This window comes from Neobacillus sp. (assembly GCF_031988165.1).
Taxonomy (GTDB): Bacteria; Bacillota; Bacilli; order Bacillales; family Cytobacillaceae; genus Neobacillus; species Neobacillus rhizosphaerae.
In genome coordinates this window covers 1-20,246 of record NZ_DALZYO010000013.1, presented here as the reverse complement: position 1 = coordinate 20,246, position 20,246 = coordinate 1, and the positions used below count along the sequence as shown (strand labels likewise).

Here is a 20,246-nt window from a genome sequence, read left to right as displayed (position 1 = left end):
TGTATTAGCCAAATAAGAATTTTATCCATAAATCCAATTCGTGCCAGGCACCTCCTTTTTCTCTGCTTTTTTAGTTAGTTAAAATGACAAAAAAACACTCTTGCTTTGATAGTCCGACAACCTCTACGTCTTAGGTCCGATAGAAAAATCAAGCTCAAGCGCAATTATGAAACAATTAGAAAAAAGGTAAGATGATATCAAGATAAAGAAATATTAATGATTAGCGAAATAAGGGAGGAAATAAAATGAAAAAATTTGCGTTGCTTTTAGCAGGAGGCCTTGCAGCCATCATCTTACTCAAAACGATTGGGCCAATGGTAGGGTTACTGATTAGTCTAGTAATTCTATACTTCATCTTTAAACAGTTTTTAAAGACCGACTCAACAGGATGGAAGATCGGGTTAATCATCATCGGCTTAATGGTACTTTCAGCATCCATTCACCATTTACCAGCTCTTATTGGAGTAGGTGCCGCTTATGTACTCTACCTTGTATATAAAAATTGGAACATTAACAAACGGGCGGCAGTAAAAAATGAATCGGATCCATTCGTTAGTTTTGAAAAACAATGGAATGATTTAAAAAAATACTAGTATAAAAGGAGAAAATAAACATGACAAACATTTTTACCAGAATAAAAGAGGTCATTATTGCTGATTTAAATGAAACACTTCATCAAAAGGAAAAACAAAATCCGATTGGTTTACTTAATCAATATCTCCGCCAATGTGAGCAGGAAACGGAGAAGGTTGGCAAGCTTTTGGAACGTCAATCCCACTTGAAGGATGAATTCACGAGAGAGTATAGTCAAGCAAAAGAGGTAGCTGAAAAAAGAAAGTACCAGGCGGAAATCGCCTCCAAAGCAGGAGAAGCAGAGCTTTATCAATTTGCAGCAGCTGAGCAGCAACAATATTCAGAGCGTGCCCAGCGCCTAAATGCTTCACTAGCACAAGTAACCGAACAATTACGTGAATTAGAAAGAAAACATGAAGAAATGAAACAAAAATTAAAGGATATGCATCTTCGCCGAATGGAATTAATGGGCCGGGAAAATGCTACACGAGCTAACATCGGTATGAACAAAGTGTTGGAATCTGACACCTACTCGAATCATTCTTACTCAAAGTTCAAGGACATTGAGAGCTATCTTGACCGTTTGGAACAAAAAGTGAATAGTACTTTCTGCCGCAGCACTATTGATGATCGGATAGCGCAGTTAGAAAAAGAAATGAATAGTAAGGAATCCCATTCTTTAAATCTTATAAAAGAATAAACTTGAAAGGGCAGTGATAATTTGCGATCACTGTCTTTTTTCTCGTCTAACCAAACTTTTTCTAGGAAAAAAGTGGGATTGTTTTTTTGTATAAGATTAAATTAGTTTGAATTTTTTCAAATTATAGTATAGTTAATCTAGTAACTTATTCATTTAGAAGAGAGGTAAGAAAATGTTTAAGGATTTTTATACAAATAATCGTAATCGTTTATATGAGAAGTTAGAAGATCGTTCACTGCTTGTTTTGTTTGCAGGAAAAGCGCCACAAAAATCTGCAGATGAGGCTTACACGTTTGTACCAAATCGTAACTTTTATTATTTAACAGGTATGAACGAACCCAATATTATTTTTTTAGCCTATAAAATAAATAATAAGGTAGAAGAATCACTTTTTATCGAAAAATCAGACCCTGTATTAGAAAAGTGGATCGGAAAGACAGTTTCAAAAGAAGAAGCTGAGGAAATCTCCGGAATAGGGAATATCCAATTTATCGAACAATTTGAATCCTTGTTGTCTCGAACTCTATTTACCACCTCGTTTACGAATGTATATTTAGATCTAGAGAGAAGAGAGTTAGACCAAATAACGTCGAAAGCCCAACAATTTGCAAGTAAACTCCAGGCGAATTATCCATTCCTGCAATTGAAAAATGTTTATCCGGACATTTGTGAGCTACGCGTTTTTAAAACACCTGAAGAAATCGAAGAGATGAAAAAGGCTATTGATATAACCTATAAAGGTATAAAAAATATCATGTGCCATGCGAAATCTGCAAAAAAAGAATATCAACTTGAAGCCTATTTTGATTTTATTCTTACCTCAGAAGGTGTAAAGGATTATGCTTTTCCTACGATTGTAGCAAGTGGAAAAAACGGTACGATTCTACATTATGATAAAAATGATGCTGCCATTGAGGAGGGAAGCCTTGTCCTTCTTGATTTAGGAGCACAATATAACTATTACAATGCTGATATAAGCTTTACATTTCCTGTTAATGGTAAATTTACTGAGAAACAAAAAACCTATTACAATATTGTTTTAAAAGCATTAAGGGAAACGACAGCACTGATAAAACCGGGTGTTCCATATGCAAAACTGAATGAGCATACCAAGAAAGTTCTATCCGGAGAGTGCATCAAAGTTGGATTGATTAAGGATGAAAGTGAAATCGGAAATTATTACTATCATGGAGTCAGCCACTTTCTTGGTCTAGATACACATGATGTTGGTAGCTATAAGGATTTAATTCTACAACCTGGAATGGTGTTAACGGTTGAGCCAGGTTTGTATATCGAAGAAGAAGGAATCGGAATCCGGATTGAAGATGATATTTTAGTTACAGAAGAAGGTCATGAAGTTCTTTCAAAAGATATTATCCGATCTGTTGAAGAAATTGAAGCATTTATGAATGAATAATAGATATTAAAAAAAAGAAGAGAATAGTTATCCTTCCATAACATTCTTCTATTGCCTAAATGATTTGAGAGTTAATAGAACAGTTGAAATTACAAGCCAAACAAGGAAACAAATCGGTAATAACGTGAATAATTTATGTACAAATAGTGAGTTTGAATCCGTAAACTCAAATAAAACCGTTAAAAATGTAGAGCCTATTTTATGCAATTGAATACAAAATAGGCTCCTTTTTCCTTTTTATTGTTTATGTCTACATGAAAAGGATGAGAATTGTCTGTTTTGTCATTTCCATAAAACTGCTCCTTGATTTTATTATTCGCTTCAATCGTTTCATCTTCCTTTTTTCCCCCCTCATACACCCCCTTAACCGATTTGCGTGTTTTCTATCAAATGGTGGTTTATCTGATTAATAACATTAGGTATTTTTAGTTTCTAGTATATAGTGCGATGTAAAATAGGAAAGTTATAACATACTACTTTTGCTTAAAAATAAAATGACACTTAATAGTGTAATATTTCCCATAAATCAAACTATACTATAATAATATTATGCAAACTAAGATTGATGATTTTAAAATTGCTAGACATTGGATCCATAGAGAAAAAAGAAATCTAGTTTTATTATTGGTATTATAAAGAACGAAAAGTTCTTTATAAAATACGAAATATTAAGAAAACAAGAGAATATACGACAAAAAGCAATGAAAACGCTCTCAATTGGGGAAATGCGCCGAATTTTTGGATTTTTCAATATCGGTATTTTGTCCTATACTCAACTTAGTTAATTCTTTAAAAAGAACGAAAATTCAAAAATTTATTTATTTTTTTCACAGAAATCGTTCTTAATATTGAACGATTTGAACTTAAATTACATCTACTAGATTTAAGAAATTGGTTGAATTTCCTAATAGGGAATTCATATAAAAATTTTTACCCCTTAATAAATCGGGGAAATGAGGAGGAAGAAAATGAAAGTTAAAAAGAAGTTAGGGTTAGTAGCAGCAACAGGTGCACTAGGATTGGCATTAATTAGTGGAGGTACATATTCCTTTTTTAATGACAAAGAAGTAACAACCAGTACGTTTGAAATGGGTACGCTAGACCTTAGTGTAAACCCATCAAGCATTGTAAATATTAAAAATTTGATACCTGGAGATTTTATCACTAAATCTTTCACACTTAAGAATAATGGCACTGTAGATATAGCAAAGGTGCTTTTAAAAACTGAATATACCGTTACTAATAAAGATGGTGCACCACCTAATATCGAGGACCTTGGGAAATTTATCCGCGTTAACTTCTTATTTAATCAAGATAAAGCCGTTTTAGGCACATGGTTACCTGAGGATCAAGTAGTGTATCAGACAACGCTACATGACTTACAAACCATGACACCAGATGCAGTTGAAAACAGAATATTCCATGAACATCTTGAAGAAATAGGTGGCCTAAAAAAGGGTGACAAAGATAAGCTTTTCGTTCAATTTCAATTTGTTGATAACGGAGAAGATCAAAATCAATTCCAAGGAGATTCTCTAAGCCTTAAATGGACATTTGAAGCAACTCAGCCAGCAGGAAAAGAAAGATAAAGAATAAATCAAAGAAAGAAGAGTGGGTCTTAACCCACTTTTTTAATCTGTATATTTCTAATTATTTTGTTTTGGGTCTATTAAAAGTTTTGTTTTATTGTGAAAATCGTCAGTGAATCCTGATATTGTTGATTATTAACTAAAAATAATCATTTCTAAAATATTATCAATTTGATTATTGAATATTTTAATTTTTTTGATAATATTAAAATTGGACATTTTGTAGTGTCTAGAAATTGAGAGAAGGGAGAAAAAGACTATTTTTGTTCGTTATTAAGTTCCAATGGTGCTTTTATTACGAAAAAAGGGCTGGAGAGGTGAATTGTATTGAAGAGAAAAAAGTCTGGAAAGGTTTTTAGTAGTTTACTAATTTTTACACTTGTTTTTTCATTATTAACACCTATTTTTGCTTCTGCTGAAAATGGATTGAATCCAAAAGGATCGCAAACGAGCAATGAAAGCATTTTTCAAATGAAGAATCTGATCGCCCAGCAAGAGTCATTATTAAATCAAGAGCCAACATTATCACCAGATTTAAAAAATATTGATGGTGATAAAGAGGTAGACGTTATTGTCCAATTATCAGAACACCCTGTTGCACTTGAAAAAGGAATCAAAAAGGTCCAGGGAAAATCATTCACTGCTTCGGATAGGGAAAATGTTAAAAAGAACATAAAATCTCAGCAAGATAAATTTGAAAAGCAGTTAGGAAATAAAGGCATTAAACATAAAAAAGGCTTTACTTATAGTGAAGTATTTAATGGGATGTCACTTAAGTTAACGGCAAAAGAATTAAAGAAACTTTTGAAAGTGGAAGGTGTTGTAAGTATTGAGCCAGATACAGAGGTTCATGCTTTAGGTGAACCTTCAAAAGAAGCTACTGCAACTCAAGCGATAGGTAGTAGTAATCCATTCCTTGGTATTCCACAAGTCTGGTCAATGGGCTATGAAGGGAAAAATGTAAAAGTAGCCGTACTTGACACCGGTATTGACTATTACCATCCAGAATTTGAAGGTGTTTATAAAGGCGGATACAATTTTATCGATCAATCTAAAGCTACCGAATATACTCGCAATCGAGCAAATAATGATCCATACGAAACCACACCGGTTGATCGACCAGCAAATAAACCAGAAGTTGATCCAACAACTGGCAATCCCTTCTATACTGAACACGGTACTCACGTAGCAGGTACCATTGCTGCTCAAGGTAAAAATCCTTATGGAATTAAAGGAATTGCACCGAAAGTAGAACTATATGCCTATCGTGTATTAGGAGCGTATGGGAGTGGCTCTAATTCTGGAATTATCGCAGGAATTGAAAAAGCAGTTCAAGAACATATGGATATTATTAACTTATCCTTAGGTAGTGCAAGCAATAGCGCAACTTTATCAGATGCTATTGCGATTAATAATGCAGCATTGGCAGGAGTAACAGCAGTTGTTGCAACAGGTAACAATGGTCCAAACCGGGGGACAATTGGAAGTCCATCAACAGCAGCTTTTGCTATTTCGGTTGGTAACTCAACCATTCCTGAAACAACGATGAAGGGTCAAGTGAATATAACCCTAGAAGGTTCATCTCCTGCATCTTATAATCTTAATTTAATGGGATGGAAGTTTGGAGTTGACCCAGCTGCAACTTTAACAGGTACTTATGATGTTGTTTCTGTACCAAATTTTGGCGTGGATGCTGATTATGCTGGATTAAATGTAAAAGGAAAAGTAGCATTCGTTTCTCGTGGTGGTGGTATTGCATTTGTCGATAAGATTGCTGCTGCTAAAAAAGCCGGTGCGATTGCGACGATCATTCAAAATAACGGCGGGGCAAACGGGAATGGACCTACAGGGGTATTCTTAGGCGATTCCTTCTCCTTCCTCCCAACATTTGATATGTCGACTACAGATGGAAATGCCTTAAGAACAGCCTTACAAACGAAAAAAGCAACCGTTACTTTCAATAATTTCACGTCTGGACTTACTGCTGGGGACGAAATTAATAGCTCAAGTTCACGTGGACCGTCTAACCCGAATTTCGATCTTAAACCTGACGTTTCTGCACCTGGAACGGATATCATGTCATCTATTCCAGCGTATAAAAAGGACTACCCTAATGCAGATTACACTGAAGCCTACGAGCGATTTACTGGAACAAGTATGGCTACTCCACACATCACAGGTATTGCAGCGTTACTTAAGTCAGAGCATCCAGATTGGACTCCATTTGATATTAAAGTAGCACTCTCCAATACTTCAAAACAATTAGATGTATCAAAATATGATGTATTTGCCCAAGGAGCAGGACGTGTTCAACCCGTTCAAGCAGTTACAACAGAGGCATTAGCCTACGCGATTGACAAGACAACTTTTTCTTCAAAAACATACGACAATATTAAAGGGACCGTCACTTTCGGCAATGTTGCAACGAACGCTAACAATGCTTCAAGTGTCACTAGAGATATTAAAGTAAAGAATCTAACCGGTAACGCAAGTGATTACACAGTTAATGTCCAAGTAACGAAAGCAGCTACGGGTGCATTGGCTGGAGCAACTGTTACTGTAGATCAGTCAACATTTACTTTAGATGGTTCAGGTGAGAAAGCCTTAAGAGTAACGTTAAATGTTCCAAAAGGTGCAGGGACAACGGGTAATGAAATGTTAGGTTATATTCACCTTACCAATGGGAAAACAAAGTTAATATTACCATTTGCAGCAAACTTTACTCCACCAGCAGGGATTAAGAGCTACTCCATTGACAGCAAGGTTATTTCTCCAAATGGTGATGGGAAATTAGATAGTACAACCGTTCGTTATGAGTTTTATGATCGTCAATTTACAACTTATATAGAACTTTGGGATGCTGCCCATCAGGATGGTGGGTTCTATGGAGATGGATATTTAGGATATTTAGTGGCTTCTAGTTCAACAACAACAGGAGCAAAAACGGTTGCGTTTAATGGAAGTATCACTGAATGGGGAACAAGTAAAAAGGTGAATGTACCTGATGGTGTATATACCATTGATTTAACAACATTAAACTCAGCTCAAACAGCAGTTGTTGCAGCAGATTGGCTTGGTCCAATTTATGTTAAAACGAAAGCTCCTGAATTTGTCCTCCCAGCTACAGGAGATATCATTGAAGAATCCGCTTTTGAGTTTAAAGGCTCAATTAAGGATAAATTCATTGATTTCAAAGATGTAGTTGAATCGGTATTTGGGGAAAATTATAATGTTAACGACAAATTAACGACTACGTATGAACTAAAAGACAAAGATGGCAAAGTATTAGAAACGAAACCAGTTACTTTAGCGCAAGATGGCTCATTTGCAATTCCAATTGCAGGATTAAAAGCTGGAGAATACAAATTGAAGTTTAATATTTCAGATATCGCACAAAACTCCGCTGTTAAAGAAGTAACAGTTACAGTGAAGGAAGACCCGCAAGTAGCTAAAATGGTTGTCACTGACCAAGATATTGCCCAACAAATTAAAAACACTTCTAGTGTAGTTGTGCTTGCAAGTCCAACATTCTCAAAATCTAAAAATAAGGTAAAAGTAGAATTGTCCCCATCGATTTTGACAGATTTAATACAATCTAAAAAATCAGTGGCCTTTGTTTCAGGTGGCGTTCAAATGATGCTTCCCACAAAAGTACTCTCACAATTAAGCAATACTGCATCTGATAGGGTATACTTGGAAATTAGTCTTGATAACAGTACAGTAGTACCAGTTTCTTCTACAGATGAAGCGATAACAGATATTTATCAATTCGCTTTCAAAACTGAAAAAGGAAGAAATTGGACTTATGTGACAGCACTTGAAGATGCGGTAGATGTCCGTTTACCTGTTAATGCTTCTACAGCGAAAGGCTTCAAGAAAGTAGAAGTTAACGAGTTTAATAAAGGTAATGGTTCATTAAAAGCATTAAACAGCACATATTTGTCAGGATCCATCGACTTCAAAACAGCTGACCTATCAAGCTTTGTTGTGATTGGGAAAAATAAAAAATAGCGAATATAATAAGTTCGGAAACGGCAGCAGATATGCTGTCGTTTTTTTAGTGGTTTGGAAAATTATAAAATTCAAGGTTGTTGAAAATAAAGTGAAATCGAGGTAAAAACCAATCGACGAACCGAAAGGATACATAGAGTCCTAATATTGAATAAATATCACTAAAAAATGTGGTTTCAAACGTATACTTCTTGGTTAATTTATTATATAATTTAATTAAGTGTTCTATATATAGAACTACTTTATACTTAATAAAGTAAAAATTGTTGTAGGAATTATGAATGTTGTTTTTTTAAAGAATTGGAAATAAATAGAAGAGAGGTTACGGTTTTTTAGAAGACTAGTCAAGAGGAACAAGTTAGGAAGTTTTATTATGGAATAAACAGGATTAAGAGAATTGATCAGGAAGGTGAAGAAGGTTGAAGAAAACAGTAAAAATTATTGAAAGAATTATTACGATAATATTAGTTGTTAATGTAATCATAATGACATTTCTGGTCATATCCTCAAAACTATCAAAAGGAGAAACTCAGATTTTTGGATACCAGTTAAAAACGGTTCTCTCCGGATCAATGGAACCGACCTTTTTAACCGGATCTGTCATTGCGATAAAATCCCTAAACTCCGATGAAAGCGGGACACTGAAAAAAGGTGATATCATTACATTTCAAACAAATGAAAAAATATTAGTTACTCATCGCATAATTGGGGTTACTACTAATGATAAAAATGTTTTATACGAAACAAAAGGTGATAACAACAAAACAGCTGATTTAGTTCCAGTCCCATCAGAGGATGTGCTTGCGAAATATTCTGGATATACTATTCCTTACGTAGGATACATCATCGATTTTGCCCAATCAAAAAATGGCTCCGCACTCCTACTTATTGGTCCTGGTATTATTTTATTAGGATACGCTATTTTCACGCTCTTCCAAATTATTGGGGGAAATGAGGAAAAAAAACAAAGTATTGACACTAAAGAGAATACTGTTTGATCCTTGGTTGACCCAAAATTTCTTTTGTACGCCCCTTTGGTTCACCTTAAGTTCTTTCAAAAGATATTATCCGATCTGTAGAAGACATTGAAGTATTTATAAATGAATAATTATTAGTGGAAATAGAAGATGAAACCATTCGGTAGCTCTCTTTAAAAGGAAAAAGGTTTTCTGGGCTGCCGAAGATTAGAGTGCGGGAAACTAATATTTCGCACTCTGTTATTTTTTTAACGGGAAAAGTAGTGAGTCCTTCAACTTTGGGTTAATGTCTTAACCGGTTAATAAAAATGAATAAACTATCATTTTAAGTTAATGCTATACATAATGAAGGCAGATAAAAAGGAGACATCCCCGTGAAGCCATATGAAATGACAAACATGATTATTGATGATTTTGCAGTCGACGAATATGTGACAGCGGAATTTACTTACAAAAATAAAAACTATAGCATTACTTTTAAAAAAGCCGACCTTGAAATCATCAATTCCTGGGTGTTCGAGGAAGGTACCTCTTTTCCAGCAAATTTATCTGATGAAATAATTGAATCGATAAGAGAAGATGTTAAAAAAAGTATATAGTCGTAATAACGTTCTTTTTTATACAAGTGTTAGAGGTCTGTTCGTTGGCACCATCCAAAGTTCCTTTTGGTCGTATGTTTTTTGCCTAGCAACTAGCGAAAAATAAACAAGTTATGAATAATTACTAGTTTATTATCTGCTAATTAAAGTTATTCGATATTAAGTTATAGTGCTAGTTAGTCAAAGAAGTTCTATTGAGAGATATGGTACTTTTCTTTGAAAATGGGACTTAATTCACTCCACACATCAAATTTATTCCCGTTTAAATCATAGAAAACAAAGTTCCTTCCAGAGTGTCCTCTGTTTTCAATCTCTCCAACTCTTACCTGGTTATCGATAAAATCTTTATGTATCGCTTCTAAAGAATTTAATCCATTAACTTCGAATGTAATTGAAAAACGTTCCTCACCATAAATATCATAAAAATTTGAGCTTTGATTTTCTTTAGATTTAACAAGGAAAATACTTTGGTTTGCAAAATTAAGAATTGCTTTGTCCTCGTCTTTATATCCTAACTCTTCTCCCAATTTATTTACATACCATTCAGAAGAAAGTTCTACATTTGAAACTGGAATATAAGTAGTTCCTACTCTTAATAATCTTTCACTCATTTTATTATCTCCTTCCAAAAACATTAATAAATATTTTCTCCTTTAATGTATATTTCTCCTTTTGAATTCTATATTTTTTTTAATAAAAGCCGTGCTTATACATTTGGATTATTGCATAATAAAAATAAGATCAAAAAACGGTGCCTTCCACTAGGAATATAGCGGAAAATTAGAAAATAAAAAAGGTGATTGATTATGGCTCTAGGAATAAATGAAACAGAGAGATGTCCACTCTGTAATAGCAGCAATAATTGTTGTAATTCTCAAGATAAATCATTAGGAATATGCTGGTGTAGCGAAGAAGACTTTCCAAAAGAAATTTTTGATCTTGTACCACCTGATGAATTGAGAAAAACTTGTATTTGTAAAAATTGTTTAGAGCAGTTTAGGATGAAAGAAAAGTGAGACCGCTCGATAAACGATTTGGGCGAATTATTTTTTCCAAAAACAACTATACATTCGACTAAATAAAAGTTGAAACTGAATATTACATCAAATTGTGTGCCAGGTACTATTCATAAGATTGGATGGTACCTGGCATATTCATTTATTTTTTCAAAATAATTTATACTAGGTGCTAATACTAGGTGATATAATAAAAAGAAAAAATGAGGTGTAATCTAATGATTAAATCTAAAGCACGTATTACAGCTATTGGTACCTATGTTCCTCAAAAGAGATTGTTAAATGAAGATCTAGAAAAGATGGTAGATACAAATGATGAATGGATTGTCCAGAGGACTGGCATAAAAGAAAGGAGAATTGCAGGAGAAGAAGAATATGCTTCCCATTTAGCTTTTAAAGCTATAGCAAATCTAGTTGAAAAATATCATAAAGATTTACAGGACGTGGATTGCATTATAGTAGCAACAACAACTCCTGACTATGCGTTCCCTAGTGTGGCATGTCAAATTCAGAATCACTTTAATATCCCTTGTACAGCAGCTTTTGACTTAAATGCTACCTGTGCAGGTTTCACATATGCTTTACACTTAGCAAACAATTTAATTACTTCCGAGGCACATAAAAAGATTTTAGTTGTTGCAACCGAGACTTTATCAAAAGTAACTGATTATAAAGATAGAACAACCTGTATTCTATTTGGAGATGGTGCGGGTGCAATACTAGTTGAATATGATAAGGAAAATCCTAGTTTCTTGGCTAGCCATATGGGAACGAATGGAGAAGGCGGTCTGCATGTATATAGAACAACCTTTGCAACGACTATAGACGATAAACCTTTAAATACAACTGGAAAGATTGTTCAGAATGGCAGGGAAGTATACAAATGGGCATCCCGTACATTACCAATAGGGATCCAAGAATTATTACTCAAGACAGAATTAAACATTGAGGATATTAACTGGTTTATCCCACATAGCGCAAATCTAAGGATGGTTGAATCAATATGTGAAAAATCAGGATTTTCCATAGAAAAAACACTAATTAGTATGAAGTATTTTGGGAATACCTCTTCTGCTTCCATTCCATTAGCACTAAATCTCGGAATAGAAGAAGAGAAAGTTCAATATGGAGATACTTTATTGCTCTATGGCTTTGGAGGAGGGCTTACCCATTTAGGACTTGTTATAAGGTGGAATATTAAATAAGGATACCAAACGGTCAGATGCTTTATCATGAAGGTTGATGGTGGTAAACAACTTTATTGTTAATCAATTGATAGAAGCGATCAGTAAGTATTATGATATTAAACAACACAGATAACACCGTTCATGAAATTCCGAACGGTGTTATCTGAATCCCGGTTATATTCGGACAGGTCGAGGGCCAAAAAATTTAAGAAATGTTGCGGGAAATAGCCTGATTGGGAAATCTACGGATGAAGAAATATGAAAATGCTTGGATTGTGACAACCGTAAGGAGCTCCTATGAATAAACCCAGCCTATTTTTCCTTTATGCAGCGGTTCCAACGGGTGTTTAATTATTTGACGAACTACCATCTTGCTTAATCTAGAAAAGTTTAATGAAAACGGAGACACAACGAACCTGTTCTTAAAAGTTGAAAATGTTTCGAAGCGGTCATCGGTTAATCAGTTTTATCAAATTCTTTTCCTACTTTTATAGCGGGAAATGCTATTATTGTGGTAAAACCATCAAGATGTTTATATTCACAGCTGATTGAATTACTATTGGAACTATATAGTTACTGATAATAACTGTTTTCATTTGGTAAAAAAAAAGCTATTGCTATTGCTGCTACTGACGAAGAGTTAGAAAGTTATTAGAGTTTGTAAGACTTATTTAAAGAATTGCACAAACAAATAATCATTTTAATTCATTACTAGAGGTTATTCAATGAAGGTATATAGACTAAAAAGGCAGTTTAATGGATATAAAAGAGGAACACAGTTTTACTTGATTGTTGAATCAGAATTTATCGGGGTTAAAGAGTTTGTATTGCGAACGAAAGATCTAACGAATAGTATATCGATCAATGAAAATGAACTTCTTAAGAATTTTACTTTTATAAAAGAAATCTTTTAATGAATTTAAGACCCCAACTGCGTGTAATAAATAAAAAACGTAGAGGAATGCTAAGAAAAGATAGTATTTTCGTTGGTGATTGATCTGCTCAGTCATTTTTCATAAAATTGCCAAGGTACTATCATTTCATAGTGCCTTTTTTCTTTTTACTACTTTTTTGAAGTTTAGTGATCGTGTTTTATCCGATTAGCAGCTAGATTGGATTAAATCAGGGGGAGAGGTAAAATCCTTATTTTGGATAAATTATTTTAGTATTTAGATTCATTCAAAAAAGAAAGTAGCCTGTTCCCTCTCTTTTAAATAGTTTGATCATGTTGATCTAAAAGGTTGGCAAGGATCGCAGAATTTTCTTGGTCGGCATCATATTGCACAACATCATCATACTCAAATAAGTGAAAGCTATCTTGGAATTGTTCACTCATGTATTTCACAAAGACATTCGGATCTTTTTCTCCTCCACGCCTAAATTCCATCATGATGGCCCTAAATTTATGCGGCGGCAAATCGGTTTGAATATGATAGGATTTTGTTAATCCCAATTGATCCGAACTGTATAAGTTATAGGTATAAGTATAAGACATGCTTGAACCCCTTTCTCTTTGTGTTCCAGTTCTATTTATATTGTGGTCAGTGCTTCCGTTTACTTGTTATTTCTATATTATAGATACGAAAGTGAATCTAGAAGAGGCCGGACATCAAATTCCGGTCTCATTTGCAATATCTGAGATACAATTAGAAACTATTATTAATAAAGTGCCAAGCATTCAACTAATGGTTCTCACTTTGATTGGATCGGGGTTTTTTCGAATTGTCGTTAGAAACTGATTCCAGTCCATATCCAGTAGAACTGATTTCAAGCACCTGTTCATTTCCTTTGTTCTTTAAGATTGCGTTTGTTTGATTTTGAAAAGGATCAAAATTTTCGTTTTCCAAATGATATACCTCCTTGATATATTCAATAAGCGGAAGGATGTTTACTCTGTTCTTATCTTTTAATAGCTCCCCATGAAAGAACCGTAGTGTATATTCGACACTTCTAGTATTTGCAATATGCAGGAAAGTACTTATATAAAACAAATTTTTATGCTTCATTTTAGATTTTTATTTTGTTAGACCCCTTCGGATAAAGTACGAAAAATAGAACTAGAAAATAATAATACTTTGCAGGTACGAATTTCTACTTTCTTTTTGAAAAAATATTCATCATATAGGTTAATAGTAAAATCTGGCCACAACTTATTTTATTAAGGTTGTTTTCGTAAACATTGTTGTTTTTTAGATAAATTCGCCTCAATAAAGCCTACATTATGGGGAACAATTACACTTTATTTGTGAATCCGACACGTATATTTTCGAATCAACATAAGCAACAATCTTTCAGAAAAGAATTTTTATAAAAGATGACATGCAAACTTTCATCCTCCCATTCCTGAAAATCAAAAAATTAAAAATAGAGATTTTCCCATCTAAACAGTATAATCAGGGATGGGAGTTGAAACAAATGAACAAAAAAGACATCGCTAATATCCGTAAGCAATTTAAATTAGACAATCATTTGATGAATATTCGAGAAATCTTCAATGTTTATGTGCAGAAGGAATCAGCCGAGATTTATCATCAAGTCTGTCAGCCGTTTCCATTGTTAGATCACGAAGCACAAGAATTATTTTTGGCCAACTTTAAAAAGGTGTTGACCGGCCATCTCGATGCCAAACTGTTTGAACTGAAATTCAGGCGGGATGTGGATTATAGTACACAAGGGATCCTTTTCGAAGGATTACGAGCGGACTCGGCTGATTGGCAAGATAACATGCTGGACATCGTCGGAAAAATATTTGCTCATGCTGTTTATGAATTTGATACAGTGGTGACATTTATCCGAGGAGAATATCGAAAACCGACTAAGAAGAGGGGCCAAGAATCCGAAGAAGGCGGGGATGATGAGGTTTATTCCAATGAGTTTATCCTTTGCAGCCTCAATAAAACCGATCTGCCGAAAAAAGCCTTGTTGTTTGATTATATCGAAAAAGAATTTAAGTCCTATCATGTCGTTGATCCCATTATTAATTTAGACTCTCCTATGTCTGGTTTTCTGTTCCCGGCTTTTAACGACAATGCTGCAGATGTAAACCATATTCTCTATTGTGCTGGGAAAGTAAATCAACCGGATTTCACCTTTATTGAAAAGGTTCTCGATTGTGAAGACATCATTACTCCTCAGGAAGATAAGGACTGCTTTGACTTCATTTTAAAAGAAGTAATAGGGGAAGAAGTGGACTCCGCGGTCATTTCGAATGTTTATGAGGAAATCGATCGAGTTGTCCAGGAGAATCAGGAAAAGGAAGACAGTGAACCCCCTACGTTGGATCATCGCGACATCGAACGTATCTTAACGGTCAGTGGCGTCGAAAATGTTGAAACTGCCAAAGTGGAGCATGCCTTTAAAAGCGTTGTAGCGGACGAAAAACATGAATTCAAAGCAAGTAGTTTAATTCCTAAAAATATAAAAATTAGTACCAAGGTGGCAAATGTAACCATCAACCCGAAAGACCTGAAAAATTTAAAATATATCACGTACGAAGGAAAACGGTGCCTATTGTTGGAGGTAGATGAAGAGGTCGTCGTCGAAGGATTTCGACTGGAATCGAAGACCCTCTAGGAGTTTAAGGGATAAGTACCTTTATCCATAAGCTTTGATTCCGAAAGATCTGTATTCTACTCGCAAGTTTGATTAAAAGAATTGGGGGCGATTTGAGTGCCACATTTATTTATAAGAGGAATTTCAGTTGAGCAAGTTAAAACCATTAGTAAGCCGTTAGTACAAGAATTAGCTGATCTTTGTGCATGTGGAACGGACAATTTTACACTGGAAGTTGTTAACTCTACTTTTGTTTTTGATCGTAATGAGGTACCCGGATATCCGTTTATTGAAGTGAAATGGTTTGAACGGGGGCAGGAAGTTCAAGATCAATTTGCTAACATTGTCACGAAACATGTTCATTCCCGCGAGATTCCAGAGGTAGAAGTAGCCTTTAGTACATTTAGGGAATCAGATTATTATTACAATGGTAAGAGTTTTGCAACTGAATAAAGTGGGATAATTGAAATTTTAGTGGCATTTCCAATATCATTTGCTAGTTTAATCATAGCAATTCTGTCAGTTCATAACAAAAAAATAATCCCCCCATGAGTTAGAGGCTCGGATGGATTATTTCCATCTAAGTCAATCGCTTTAAGGGAACCGTCTATTGCTGGACCGAACATGTGAAAGAATGTTCGGTCTTTTTAAATTTATGAATTGTTTATATATATTAGTAAATATTTTATCTAAAATTCTTCAATGTCATTTGCTTAATTGTTTCGATGTGCTCTTCCATTAGATGTTGCGCTAAAAGGATATCTGATTGTAAAAGTGCATTTAGAATTCTTTATGCTCGTTATTTGCTAGGCGCGGTCTTTCTTGTGAATGAGCAATCATTACACCGATCCAGTTTATTTGTGCTTCAAGTGATTCCATCATTCATTATTGACAATTTTATTTCTTAAAAAGGAGTAAATTTTTTCATTTAGTTGTTCTAACGGAGTGCAAGAACATAAAGATTAAGCTGCCATTCTTGGCGGCTTTTATTGTGCTAAAGGACAGATTAGCAGAAGAAGGATTTTCCATAATCTGTGTAGAATATTGCTTTTTGTAAGTTATAACTTGGTGATATGAAGGAGTCCGTATTTACCTATATCAACAATGAAATTTAGGAGTGATTTTAATGAAAACATTTGAAGCCTTAGAATGGCTTAAAAGTAACAACAATCCATCAGCATTAGCATCTGATAGGTTTGGTGAAACTGCTAATTCAATCAAATTTGTTGAAAAACTCTATGAACTGGGTGCACTAAAGGTAAATGTTATAGATATTCTAGATGAACCAGAACGAATAGAAGATGAAGGGGGACCATATGCAACGTCTCTGATTGTAGATTTACCGCAAGACCAGGAAAAGCGTAATAGGATTATTGATTTTTATAAAATAGAAATTGAAGAACAAGGGATTGACGAAGGAGAAGGAATTTTAGAATGGAATGAAAGTAAATTAAATGAAGGCAAACTGGGTTTTGGTTGGGGCTAATAATGTATGCCACAGAGGAAACATCTTCTTGAACTATATGGGGCTTTCGTTAAACAAGGATTCTTGCGGCAGCCCTATTTTTTATCGGGCTAAAGGTTCAATGATAATTTATTTACGATAAAATGGTCGAAACACCAATTTTTAAATTGGTAAACAGATGGTTAGGAGTAAAATTATGGAGTATAAAAAAGGTTATATTTGTAGATGTTGTGGAGAATTTCACGAAGAACTTCCTATGAGTTATGGGAGCGACGCTCCTGTTTATTTTTACTATATGCCAGAAGAAGAACGAGAAAATCGAGTTGAAATGAACGATGACTTGTGTGTGATTGATGATGAACACTTTTTTATTAAAGGATGTATTGAAATTCCTGTTTTAGATGGTGAAGGACCGTTTATTTGGGAGGTATGGGTTTCTTTAAGTGAAACAAACTTCGAAGAAACAATTGAGTATTGGGAAACAGAAGGAAGAGAAAATAAGCTGGAGCCAATGTTCGGTTGGTTATCTACCTCACTTCCTTGTTATCCAGATACAGTAAATCATAAAACAATGGTTCATACCAGAGAAGTGGGATACAAACCTTATATTGAGCTCGAACCAACTGACCATCCATTAGCCGTTGTACAAAGAGATGGTATTAATCTAAATCGTATCCAAGAAATTGCTGAAGAAATTTGTAATGAAAACAACCAAGGAACAGATAAATTATAGAAAGAAAAATAAGACCAATTGACAATTGTTTTGAACTAGCTTGACGTATGTGAAGAATTGTAGTTGATCTAACAGGTAGCATTACTTCAACTGTAGCTTTATAGAAAAGATTGATTGTTTAAAACAAAGTTCGATTATTTAATATAAAGATTGATAATTTGTAATAAAGTTTGATTAAAACATTCAAGAAGATGATATAAATTTGGAAATTCGTATCACCTTCTATTATTTCTTGGAATAATAATTGTAAGAATATTGCAGTATTCGATAATTTAAAGAATGGACAGGATGGAGGAATGTAGGTATGAATGTAAAAGATGTGATACCTAACTTAGGGTTATTATAATAAAACCTATATTATTATTTTCGACGTACTGAAAATATGAAATATCATAAAGAATATGTAGTAATGATAAAGGAGAGTATAATGTACACAGTTGGACAAGTAGCTAAATTTTTAAATGTATCTAGAGATACCTTAAAATTTTATGAGGAAAAGGATTTAGTAAAGCCTAAGCAAAATAGTGAGAATGGGTATAGAAAATATAATCATTTTGATATATATGATATAACAACAGTAAATTTCTATAGAGAAATAGATATTGAAATAAAAAAAATACAAGAATTAAGAAAAGGTAAGAGTATAGAGGGAATACAATCATTATTAGAAGAGAAAGAACAAGAGGTTTTAGATATATTAGAATATAAAAAACTACTGTTAAAAAAGCTTCAGGTCGTAAAAGAAGATTGCGAAAAAATTAAACATTTTCTAGGTGTATACGCAGTAAAAGAAATGAAGCCTTTAGAAATAAAAGGAGAAATAGAGCATTTTACTGCATATGATGAATATGACACTCTAAAAGAAAGCACAGACAGTTTAAAAAAAGCAGTGATTCTCACATCTTTAAGAAGAGTCATACGTTTCAATAAAGAAGGTATTCTTGAAGATAAATTTATCATTGTAAGAAAAGTAGAAGATTGTGATAAAGCAATAGAAGGTGAAATTCTATCTCATCCAAAATGTATTTATACAGTTGTTGAAGATGGAAGATGGTCAACGGGCGGAAAAAATACTGACCATAAAGTGGAAGCTAGTTTAAGAAAAGTAGCAAAAGAAAAAGGGTATGAACTTTTGGGGCTTGTTTATATAAATCTATTACTTACCACTTATGAAGATGGACTTGAACGTATTTTTTTAGAAATTTATGTACCTATAAAGTGAAAATTTAATCAGTGGGGGTGCTTCATCTTCCACAGGATAGAGGAACACAACTAAAACCTGCACATACTGTTATAACTGGTGGTCTTATTGCTCATTCATGCGGGGAAAATAATGCAGACATGTATTGACCTGTGAGTAACCCATAAGTCTATGCTGAAGGTATTCGTAAATATGAGCGTTATGATATTGACGAAATATTTAGTTTGAAGCGGGGGATCTGTATGAGTAGAGAAAAGAAGCTAAAAAAGCCAGTAACAAGTTTTATTCTACTAACTAATATCATTTTTTTGCCACTTTTTTGTCTTGTAGGGGCCATAAAGATGTTGGGATTTCCTACATGGGTTTTTGATGTCGTGCGCTGTATATCAGCTTGGTCTTCAACCTTTGCTTTTGCAATACTATTTAAAAAAATCTATCCTGGGCAGAGTTTTATACATTTTGTTAAAAATAAATTCAAGACTAAACTTAAATTTTCTGCGATCCTTTCTGTAAGTACGATTCAAGCCTTCATATTTATGCTGATTTTGTTTCTCGTATTGAATAATAGTGAAGTAGACTCTATTTTTACTATTTCTTCATGGGGAATGCTGTTCTATTACTTCTTAAAAAACCTTCTGTCAGGGCCACTAGGTGAAGAATTAGGCTGGAGAGGTTTTGCTCAAGTTGAGCTTCAAAAGAAGCATTCGCCATTAAAAGCTTCGATAATCATAGGATTTTGGTGGGGTATGTGGCATCTACCCATATGGTTTACTACAGGGTTTATGGGCATGGATTTGATAAAATATATTCTATTCTTTATGATTTCAATCGTATCTACTACGATTATCATGGCAGCATTTTATAATTTAAATCAGAATTTAATCATCCCAATCATCATCCATCAATTCTTTAATTTTTATATTGGCTTAATAAACGGAATCTTAATCGATTTAATCATGTATAACGCAATTTTTTATTTAGTAGTAGCAGTTTTAATCATCATTATCAATCCAAAGAAAGTATTGTATGGCAAAAAAGCTACAAACATTATTAATGGAAAGCATTACATGATTTAGTGATAGTTTGTACTGCTATATACTTCAACTATCATGAAAATATGTTTCTTCAAGAATAGAAAAATGAAATTATTAATAAGCATATGGATTAGGGGTGACTGGATTAAGGTCAGTATCAGTATTGACACTTCCTAACCATTTTCATTCTCT

The 20,246-nt window shown here is 33.9% G+C and carries 19 protein-coding genes; 16 read left to right on the top strand and 3 right to left on the bottom strand.

Translation table 11 applies throughout. The annotated features are described in order from the left end of the window. Positions 1-245 precede the first annotated feature (245 nt). The 7 genes from RTR43_RS09465 to RTR43_RS09435 all read left to right on the top strand — a co-directional run bounded on the left by RTR43_RS09465 (position 246) and on the right by RTR43_RS09435 (position 9,866). Complete coding sequence (locus tag RTR43_RS09465; protein ID WP_312471367.1) at positions 246-593, top strand: lmo0954 family membrane protein; 348 nt, start codon at positions 246-248, stop codon at positions 591-593. 20 nt (positions 594-613) lie between these two features. Next, positions 614-1,273, top strand: a complete 660-nt coding sequence (locus tag RTR43_RS09460) for a PspA/IM30 family protein (protein ID WP_312471366.1) — start codon at positions 614-616, stop codon at positions 1,271-1,273. Between the two features lie 172 nt (positions 1,274-1,445). Further along, on the top strand, positions 1,446-2,690 hold the full coding sequence (locus RTR43_RS09455) for an aminopeptidase P family protein (protein WP_312471365.1): 1,245 nt from the start codon (positions 1,446-1,448) through the stop codon (positions 2,688-2,690). A 968-nt stretch (positions 2,691-3,658) separates the two neighbouring features. After that, positions 3,659-4,279, top strand: coding sequence for a TasA family protein (locus tag RTR43_RS09450; RefSeq protein WP_312471362.1), 621 nt, complete (start codon positions 3,659-3,661; stop codon positions 4,277-4,279). Positions 4,280-4,606: 327 nt separating this feature from the next. Further along, on the top strand, positions 4,607-8,290 hold the full coding sequence (locus RTR43_RS09445) for a S8 family serine peptidase (RefSeq protein ID WP_312471361.1): 3,684 nt from the start codon (positions 4,607-4,609) through the stop codon (positions 8,288-8,290). A gap of 419 nt (positions 8,291-8,709) precedes the next feature. After that, positions 8,710-9,288: a signal peptidase I SipW gene (gene sipW, locus RTR43_RS09440; protein ID WP_312471360.1), complete on the top strand. Its 579-nt coding sequence runs from the start codon at positions 8,710-8,712 to the stop codon at positions 9,286-9,288. Between the two features lie 353 nt (positions 9,289-9,641). Further along, positions 9,642-9,866, top strand: a complete 225-nt coding sequence (locus RTR43_RS09435) for a hypothetical protein (protein WP_312471359.1) — start codon at positions 9,642-9,644, stop codon at positions 9,864-9,866. Between the two features lie 191 nt (positions 9,867-10,057). On the opposite strand, the gene RTR43_RS09430 is transcribed toward RTR43_RS09435, so the two are convergent. After that, positions 10,058-10,477, bottom strand: coding sequence for a VOC family protein (locus RTR43_RS09430; RefSeq protein WP_312471358.1), 420 nt, complete (start codon positions 10,475-10,477; stop codon positions 10,058-10,060). 195 nt (positions 10,478-10,672) lie between these two features. Between RTR43_RS09430 and RTR43_RS09425 the strand changes: the two genes are divergently transcribed. From RTR43_RS09425 to RTR43_RS09415, 3 genes are all read left to right on the top strand, one after another. After that, on the top strand, positions 10,673-10,882 hold the full coding sequence (locus RTR43_RS09425) for a cysteine-rich CWC family protein (RefSeq protein ID WP_312471356.1): 210 nt from the start codon (positions 10,673-10,675) through the stop codon (positions 10,880-10,882). Between the two features lie 221 nt (positions 10,883-11,103). Continuing rightward, complete coding sequence (locus tag RTR43_RS09420; protein ID WP_312471523.1) at positions 11,104-12,087, top strand: ketoacyl-ACP synthase III; 984 nt, start codon at positions 11,104-11,106, stop codon at positions 12,085-12,087. 707 nt (positions 12,088-12,794) lie between these two features. Further along, complete coding sequence (locus tag RTR43_RS09415; protein WP_312471355.1) at positions 12,795-12,983, top strand: hypothetical protein; 189 nt, start codon at positions 12,795-12,797, stop codon at positions 12,981-12,983. 296 nt (positions 12,984-13,279) lie between these two features. On the opposite strand, the gene RTR43_RS09410 is transcribed toward RTR43_RS09415, so the two are convergent. Both RTR43_RS09410 and RTR43_RS09405 read right to left on the bottom strand, forming a co-directional pair. After that, positions 13,280-13,564 carry a hypothetical protein gene (locus RTR43_RS09410; protein ID WP_312471354.1) on the bottom strand — a complete coding sequence of 95 codons (285 nt, stop codon included), beginning with the start codon at positions 13,562-13,564 and terminating at the stop codon, positions 13,280-13,282. Positions 13,565-13,751: 187 nt separating this feature from the next. After that, complete coding sequence (locus RTR43_RS09405) at positions 13,752-13,916, bottom strand: hypothetical protein (protein ID WP_312471352.1); 165 nt, start codon at positions 13,914-13,916, stop codon at positions 13,752-13,754. A 568-nt stretch (positions 13,917-14,484) separates the two neighbouring features. On the opposite strand from RTR43_RS09405, the gene RTR43_RS09400 reads away from it, so the two are divergent. From RTR43_RS09400 to RTR43_RS09375, 6 genes are all read left to right on the top strand, one after another. Next, positions 14,485-15,642 carry a DUF4317 domain-containing protein gene (locus RTR43_RS09400; RefSeq protein WP_312471350.1) on the top strand — a complete coding sequence of 386 codons (1,158 nt, stop codon included), beginning with the start codon at positions 14,485-14,487 and terminating at the stop codon, positions 15,640-15,642. A gap of 96 nt (positions 15,643-15,738) precedes the next feature. Further along, the gene (locus tag RTR43_RS09395) at positions 15,739-16,074 is read left to right on the top strand and encodes a DUF1904 family protein (RefSeq protein WP_312471349.1); all 336 of its coding nucleotides are present in this window, start codon (positions 15,739-15,741) and stop codon (positions 16,072-16,074) included. A gap of 673 nt (positions 16,075-16,747) precedes the next feature. Continuing rightward, positions 16,748-17,107: a hypothetical protein gene (locus RTR43_RS09390; RefSeq protein WP_312471348.1), complete on the top strand. Its 360-nt coding sequence runs from the start codon at positions 16,748-16,750 to the stop codon at positions 17,105-17,107. Between the two features lie 175 nt (positions 17,108-17,282). Then, on the top strand, positions 17,283-17,819 hold the full coding sequence (locus RTR43_RS09385; RefSeq protein WP_312471347.1) for a DUF2199 domain-containing protein: 537 nt from the start codon (positions 17,283-17,285) through the stop codon (positions 17,817-17,819). 427 nt (positions 17,820-18,246) lie between these two features. Further along, complete coding sequence (locus RTR43_RS09380) at positions 18,247-19,041, top strand: MerR family transcriptional regulator (RefSeq protein ID WP_312471346.1); 795 nt, start codon at positions 18,247-18,249, stop codon at positions 19,039-19,041. Positions 19,042-19,262: 221 nt separating this feature from the next. Further along, positions 19,263-20,096, top strand: a complete 834-nt coding sequence (locus RTR43_RS09375; protein WP_312471345.1) for a CPBP family intramembrane glutamic endopeptidase — start codon at positions 19,263-19,265, stop codon at positions 20,094-20,096. Positions 20,097-20,246 lie beyond the last annotated feature (150 nt).

Coding starts and splice junctions, on each gene's coding strand:
- RTR43_RS09430 (WP_312471358.1), bottom strand. CDS start 10,477: ATGAGTGAAAGATTATTAAGAGTAGGAACTACTTATATTCCAGTTTCA.
- RTR43_RS09390 (WP_312471348.1), top strand. CDS start 16,748: ATGAAAACATTTGAAGCCTTAGAATGGCTTAAAAGTAACAACAATCCA.
- RTR43_RS09450 (WP_312471362.1), top strand. CDS start 3,659: ATGAAAGTTAAAAAGAAGTTAGGGTTAGTAGCAGCAACAGGTGCACTA.
- RTR43_RS09410 (WP_312471354.1), bottom strand. CDS start 13,564: ATGTCTTATACTTATACCTATAACTTATACAGTTCGGATCAATTGGGA.
- RTR43_RS09385 (WP_312471347.1), top strand. CDS start 17,283: ATGGAGTATAAAAAAGGTTATATTTGTAGATGTTGTGGAGAATTTCAC.
- RTR43_RS09400 (WP_312471350.1), top strand. CDS start 14,485: ATGAACAAAAAAGACATCGCTAATATCCGTAAGCAATTTAAATTAGAC.
- RTR43_RS09460 (WP_312471366.1), top strand. CDS start 614: ATGACAAACATTTTTACCAGAATAAAAGAGGTCATTATTGCTGATTTA.
- RTR43_RS09465 (WP_312471367.1), top strand. CDS start 246: ATGAAAAAATTTGCGTTGCTTTTAGCAGGAGGCCTTGCAGCCATCATC.
- RTR43_RS09455 (WP_312471365.1), top strand. CDS start 1,446: ATGTTTAAGGATTTTTATACAAATAATCGTAATCGTTTATATGAGAAG.
- RTR43_RS09425 (WP_312471356.1), top strand. CDS start 10,673: ATGGCTCTAGGAATAAATGAAACAGAGAGATGTCCACTCTGTAATAGC.
- RTR43_RS09415 (WP_312471355.1), top strand. CDS start 12,795: ATGAAGGTATATAGACTAAAAAGGCAGTTTAATGGATATAAAAGAGGA.
- RTR43_RS09375 (WP_312471345.1), top strand. CDS start 19,263: ATGAGTAGAGAAAAGAAGCTAAAAAAGCCAGTAACAAGTTTTATTCTA.
- RTR43_RS09380 (WP_312471346.1), top strand. CDS start 18,247: ATGTACACAGTTGGACAAGTAGCTAAATTTTTAAATGTATCTAGAGAT.